Raw genomic sequence first — 6,743 nt, forward strand, 5'->3', positions numbered from 1 at the left:
CTCTTCTGCGGTTACCAATTCGCGCAAGCCTGAGAGCTCATCTACCTCTATCACTTCCATATGCCCGCCAAAGGTGGCGCACTGCAGGGTAAGATCCGTGTAAATATCCATCATGCCGCCATAATAATTACCCATTATGCCCAGCCTGTTGTGATACATGATACGCGCCACCCTTGCAGCATCTATCCAATCTTTAACCTCGTTCCAAACGTGCGGGTCGTTGTTAAGCATGCCGGTTACCTGGTAAAAGGGGATCTTACAACGGTTGAACAGGTTTGCTATTTCCGGTACGGAACAGGAGGAACAATGCGCCAGCCATTCACCGGTCATGGCGGTGCGGTCCTTTAGCTGATTAAAGCTGTTATAATCTATACTTGCTTCCGGCGAGAGGTTTAACACAATAACCGGCACATTTGCTTTTCTTACTACGGGCAGTACGGTGGCCGACAGGGCGTAGGTAGAGACATATAAGAACAGGATGTCAACATCTGCGCACTTAAAAGCGGCGCCTGCTTCAAAAGCTTTTTCCGGGGTATCTATCAGGCCCAGGTTAACAATTTCAGCATCAAAGCCTTCCAGGTTCTTTGCCACTAAATTAACATAGCCGGTTAAGCGGTCCTTTAAGCCGGTGAACTGGTCCCAGTAGGCCTGCAGGCCTATCCCGAACAAGCCGGCTTTTACACTCGTACGTTTATTCATTAGTTTTTCTTTTTTAACTGACAGGTGATCTTTACCGGCCCCATTAAACCGGAGGCTAACAAAGGTGAATTTGCATTATACTGCCTGGTGGATGTAAATGTGTACCTGCCGCTGGTGCGGGGCTGGCCTTTCAACAGCCATTCGGGCCACTTTCCATCCACAATGCCATCGTATGGTTTTTTCTCGTCGCCAATTAAGCGGTTAGCCCAAAGGTTAATTACTTCAATCTTAAGATCGTTATTTTTTTGCTGTACTGCCCCGGAAATATCTACCTGCCAGGGCGCGGTCCACACAATGCCAAGGTCTTTACCATTTAAGGTTACGCGGGCCATGTTCTTTACCTCTCCCAGCTCAAGATACAACGGGCCTGCCGCTTTTGTATTTAAATCAAATTTTTTGTGGTACACCGCCTTACCTGAATAGTATTTAATGCCCCCGTTGCTGTTCATGCTCCAATCGGTGAGCTCATTAAACACGGTATGCGCGGGGCCGCCCCATTTGGGGTCAAAGCTTACGTCCCAGGGGCCGCTTAATGTTTGCAGCGTTTGTAGGTGCACGTTATTCTCTATGCCGGCAGACTGCCAGGTATGTTCTTTGGCAAATACTATAAATGCACTCTCAAAGGCATCCAGCTGCAAGGCAACGGATGTGGTACCGTTTGTTCTTTCAAAAGTGGTTATCCTGCTGGTTTTACCTGTAACGGCATTCCATAACTCAGGAGCGCCTTTTGCAGTACGGAACTGCGCAATGGTTTTAACCGGGCTGTTTGTTTTATTGGATACAAAGTAAATATCCCAGTCAGGCGCAGTGCGGTGTGTGTATCGCAGATCGCCGTTTGCTGTAAAATCTTCACTGATACCTTTTGACTTGAGGATACCTGCTGTAAGATCATAATGCGGGTACAAATTATCCGGTTGGGCGCTTACTGCTTTACCCCAGATTATGGTGCCCCGGCCGTATTTCCGCAGCACCATATTATCCGGAGGGATAGCATCTCCCCAGATCATTTTACTTAAAGCAGCAAGCTGCTGATCACCGGCGGGATAACCCACCAGGCTAGGCGAACGTAAGGGCGGATTGCCTATCATTGTTGCGCCCTGTTTAATCAGCTCTTCTATTTTAGCCAGCAGCTGCGGCGTCATGGATGCATAGATGGGCAACACCAGTAAATGGTAGCTGGCCCCGCCGGGGAATACTACCTGATGATCTTTTACAGTGGCCTTCATCAGCTGGCCGGGTGCGCAGCCATCAAAATTGTAACCTCTTCTGTCGCCTATGGTATCGCCTATAATGGCTGATGCAGGCGGTACAAATACCAGTGGAGCGCCTTCGGGTGTAAGATAAAGCACATCGGCTACTGTGCGGCCTTGTTGTAAAATGTACTGGCAGCGCGTAACATACTCATGATAAGCGCTCACCATTGGCCACCAGGTTTGCCCGCGGTCCCAATGAACACCGTATGGGCCCATAGTTGCGCCGGGCCTTAATGAATCAGGCAGGAACTGGTTCTGAAAGGTGTGATATACAAAACGGTTAATACCTGATGCAAAAGCCCAGTCGCCCTGGTTTTTCATAGATCCGGGATGCTGCTTCCATGCTTCGCCCTCTGCGGTAAAGGCTTCAGCAGGGATCAGCGACTTACCATTTACATGCCCGATGGAAGTGGCCTCTATAACGCTGTAGGTGGCATTAAAGCCAAAACCTTTGCTCCAGAACTCGGCCATCGGTACATCGGCAATGGCGCCCAGCTCAAGATCGGCTGTGGGCGTCATATCATACGGTTCAATGGAAAGCGACAGCTGGTGACGTTTGGCATAAGCTTTTACGTGTTGCGCATGGTTTTCTAATACAAGCTCCTGCGCGGTTTGCCGCAGGTCCCACAAAAAACGTTCGCTTTCTTCCAGGCTGCCAACAACGTTGCCTGCGTAAACGGGGTAGTATTTCAGCGGGTCGTAACCTCTTCTTTTTATAAATTCTTTCCTGAATAAAGCGGTCCAGTTTTGTGCACCCATTTCCCAGCTATCCATGTGCAGGCGCTTTAAACCGCCGGGTATATTTTTGTCCGGCTTACCTATTTTATTCAGCAGCTTGCCAACATATTGGTCCAGGTGATGATTGAGGGCAATGGTATCAAACTTATCTGCTTCAAGGCCCAAACCCGGTACTGGCGCCGGGCGGGTAATGGCCCCGTTGTTGCGGCTCACAAAACGCATTACGGTCCATTTGCCTGATGGCGGTTGCCAGTTCAGCGTACCATCCGGTTGCATTTTACCGCTAAGGTCAATGATCCCGTTCTTCTTAATTGCGTTTTTATCATCGTTCATGCCGGAAGGAGAGGGCAGGTATGGTTTAACTACGCCGGAGCTGTAGGGTGCGCGATAATACAGCGCTTTTTCTTCGTAGTCTTTTACCAGGGTATCCTGTGCAGTTAACGGGAACGCCAGTACGGCCACATCCTCATAGTATTGTAACCATTCTTTTTTCACCGCAGGTGTAAGGCCATCTTCTCCAAAGAAGGGTGTTTTAGGCGGAGGTACAGGCAAAACAATTTTCTGATTATCGCCTGCAGTTACAGTAACCCGGCTGCATACCAGGTGCTGCATTGACTGGCTTGCCTTTACCCATGGGCCGCCGCTGCCGGTCCACCCGGGGCCTATGCCTAAGGTTATTTCAATGCCCAGGCGGCGGGCCTCTTTTTCAGCATGTACAAAAAGTGAGGTCCATTCATTACTTAAAAATGTTACCGGGCCGGCAGGGATACCTACATTCACTTCCAGGAATACCAGGTTCCCGATGCCCGCCTTTTTCATGGATTCCAGGTCTTTAGTAATAGTAGCTGCCGACATGTTACCATCCATAAAGTACCAGTACACGCCAGGCTTGTAACGGCCCGGCGGATGAAAAAAGTTTGCTTTCATTGTTTTTAACTGGGCACGGGCGGTGGTTAAAAGGCATAAAAGGCAAACGGAAAACAGGATAAACTTTTTAAACATGCTTTATAGCTTTTGCTATTAAAAGGAGCAGGAAGCATCAATGAATAATGGATCAGGCCCGGATCATTGGTGATTGCCCCGTAATTATATATGTCATTTATATTTGGTTGTGATGCGTGGAAAGAGGATGTTCAGTGGGTTAAAAGTAGCATAGCGAGCACTAACAATTTGATAAATCGCCTGCACTTTCTGATATTTTTACTTGCGGCTTCAGAAATCATTATTAGCTTTATCACGTGCCGGGCAACGGCGGCTGCCGCGGCTTTTGAGCATGTTATACATTTATAATACCGGCGCGTTATGGTCAATTATTATAAATATCTTCCGGTTAGTAAAGAAGATGAGAGCTGGGGATTAACGGTTTTAAATGCGGGGTGCACGCATATTGAAGCTACGAACGATTACCCTTTTAAAGATCATCCGGCGCATCATAACTTTAACTGGAGCAGCTGGCGCATTTTGCAGGAATACCAGGTAATATACATTACCAGCGGGCAGGGTGTTTTTGAATCAGACAGCTATCAGCAAACCACCGTTAAGGCAGGAACCATTATTGTGCTGTTCCCGAATGAAAGGCACCGCTATAAACCGGATAGCCATACAGGCTGGGATGAATACTGGGTAGGTATAAAAGGAGATATTATTGATAACCTGGTAAACTCCGGCTACCTACGGCCGGATAATCCATGCCTTTATATTGGTTTTAATGACAGCATTTTCAATATCTATAATAGCATTATTGAAAAAACAAGGGAGGAAAGATCCGGTTATCAGCCCCTGGTATCGGGCGCAGTGCTGCATTTAATAGGGGCCTGCTATGCTGCTGTAAAGCAAAGCACTGCTGAGAACAAGGAAGCGGAAAATATCATCAACAGGGCCAGACTGCTATTCCGGTCAAACATCAGCAACGCGTATTCACCGGAGCAGGCAGCGCAGGAATTGAATGTGGGTTACTCCTGGTTCAGGAAACTGTTTAAGAACTATACGGGGCTATCGCCCGGGCAGTATTACCTGCAGCTGAAGATCGAAAAGGCTAAAGACCTGCTGAGCAACAGCAATGTGCCTGTTAAGGAAATTTCAATAGCGCTTAATTTTGAATCAGGCTTTTATTTCTCCAGGATCTTTAAAGAAAAAACAGGCCTGCGCCCAACAGAATACCGTAAGCGGAGCTATGATCCGGCTACGGAATAAAGTTCAGGCAGCAGGCCTGTAAATGCTTTACCTGCCGGTGTTTGCAGGGTGCTGCACACCGGCGGTTGTGCCAATGGACTGTAACAGCTTCACCAACGGCACCGGACCCGGATTAACCGGAAGGCCGTTCGCTTCGCGGATGAGCTGAAAAATATGATCCGGGCGCACCACTATATAATCTGCATTAAGGGAATTGGCCACATTCTTAAAGCTGGTAGGCGTTACATCCTGCCAGGGCTGCGCCTGTATGATAATGAAACGTGGCGAGGCGCCGTTCCATCCCGCAGCAGCAGAGGCGATATGATCTTTCATGGCCTGCTCATTTGTGCAGTAGTTGCAGGAAAGCGCCATGCCCGGCAGGCTGTTGTTGTAAATAGTTAGCCCGCCGCCGGTATTCTGGGCAGTAAGGCCCAGCGTTGTAGGCGCATAGCTGGCAAAGGTTTCCCCAACATTTTGATTGATGCCGCCGGTAATAGTATTCCAGATGGTAATAACCCTGAAGCCTGCACGCTTATTATAGTCCTCCGTTTTAGCTGCAAACTGGTTCAGTGAACTTTGAGTGGGCCAGCTGTTGGGATAGGCGTAACCGTAACCGGAGGGGCCGGAGATCAGGTTATCATTATTAGTGGAGCTTTGCCAGTAGTAGTTTAAGGCGCCGGGCATGGCGTCCAGCATGGCAGGGGAGAGGGTCCATCCTATGGGAACTGCGCCACGGTCAGGGTTGTTCCACAGCTTTCGCATAAGATGTTCCACATACTGTAAGTTATCGCCATCACTTAATATAAAAGCCACGTAGAGCTTATTCTGCAGCGCCGGTTTCGGAGGCATGGGTTTAAGATTTACGGTTCTGGGCATGCCGCTGTGCACTGTAAGGTTGGTAGCCCAGTCGCTTGCAACGGTTGCAATGCCGTAGCTGGAGGCTCTTTGTACACCCGGACCTTCCTCCGGCCACCAGCCCATGTAGTTGGCGCCGGCCGGCATGGACGATAAAAAGCTGTTCAGCAAAGTGCTTTCGGCTGCTACATCAGGATCCAGCCATATCACTGCGGCGCCCAATGCAGTAGCATATTCACGCAGGGCCGCTTTATGCACCTCGGGGTTTAAGCCTATTAATAAACGATGATCAATATTGGGCCAGTAAGTATTGTAAATCGCCTGGTATACCTGCAGCTTGCTGCTATATTGGCCGCGCAGGTCCAGCAGCACCGGTAAATTATACGGGGCAGCTGTTAGCTTTGATAGCAGGTCCGGCGAGGCTATGAGCGCTTTCCGGTCCTTTGCCAGCAAGGTTGCCAGGTTAACGGTATGGATCTGGGCAGGATCATAAACAATTAACCCGGATAGTTCACTGCGGTATTTGGTGATCAGGTCCCATTTGTTTGCAGGCTCGGTCCAGCTTAAACCTAATGACTGCAGCCAGGTGTATTGCCCTTCTGCAAATGCATCACCTTCATAGGAGAAGACCCGCGGCTGTGTTCTGTTCACAATGCCTTTCAGCGAAGCAAACAGGTACATTTCTGCGGATGAGTTGTTTTGCTGCAGGCCAACCCAGTCTACCTTTATATAAGCCGCTCCACGCCAGTAAATGCGCAGCTCAAGCGACTGGTTAGCTGCCGGCATTGTAAAGGGCAGCGTAAAGCTGGTGTAGTTGGAGGCTATTGGGAATTGCCTGCGGGTAATGGTTTGCGCGGCAAGGATCTGGCCAGTTGTAGCATTCCTCACATCAATATCCACCACGGGATCATCGTTGGCGGTATTGTTATCGATCTTCATGCGGAACTCTGCTACATTAGGGCCTGCCGGCGTGTTGGTATCATAGGGGCCAAAGATCATATGTTCATTGGGTGCGTCAATGCCGGT

Annotated in this window: 3 protein-coding genes and 1 pseudogene; 1 reads left to right on the plus strand and 3 read right to left on the minus strand. The window is 49.1% G+C overall.

Annotated features, from left to right (window positions below; translation table 11 throughout):
- Together VIM87_RS07400 and VIM87_RS07405 are read right to left on the minus strand one after the other, a co-directional pair.
- Positions 1–699 (minus strand): annotated as a pseudogene (locus tag VIM87_RS07400) (arabinose isomerase); the annotation flags it as partial.
- Positions 699–3,617, minus strand: coding sequence for a glycosyl hydrolase (locus tag VIM87_RS07405; protein ID WP_331996366.1), 2,919 nt, complete (start codon positions 3,615–3,617; stop codon positions 699–701). The gene VIM87_RS07405 and the pseudogene VIM87_RS07400, both read right to left, overlap by 1 nt.
- A 375-nt stretch (positions 3,618–3,992) precedes the next feature.
- On the opposite strand from VIM87_RS07405, the gene VIM87_RS07410 reads away from it, so the two are divergent.
- Entirely contained in the window at positions 3,993–4,883 is an 891-nt protein-coding gene (locus VIM87_RS07410; RefSeq protein WP_331996367.1) for an AraC family transcriptional regulator, read from the plus strand.
- A 27-nt stretch (positions 4,884–4,910) separates the two neighbouring features.
- Here VIM87_RS07410 and VIM87_RS07415 read toward each other — a convergent pair.
- Positions 4,911–6,743 (minus strand): GxGYxYP domain-containing protein (locus VIM87_RS07415; protein WP_331996368.1); only part of this gene is annotated, 1,833 nt, incomplete at its 5' end.

Origin of the sequence: Chitinophaga sp. (assembly GCF_036569125.1) — a bacterium.
GTDB lineage: Bacteria > Bacteroidota > Bacteroidia > Chitinophagales > Chitinophagaceae > Chitinophaga.

What these genes read in the sequence shown, in the direction of transcription:
- VIM87_RS07405 (WP_331996366.1), bottom strand. Translation starts at nt 3,617, where the DNA reads ATGAAAGCAAACTTTTTTCATCCGCCGGGCCGTTACAAGCCTGGCGTG.
- VIM87_RS07410 (WP_331996367.1), top strand. Translation starts at nt 3,993, where the DNA reads ATGGTCAATTATTATAAATATCTTCCGGTTAGTAAAGAAGATGAGAGC.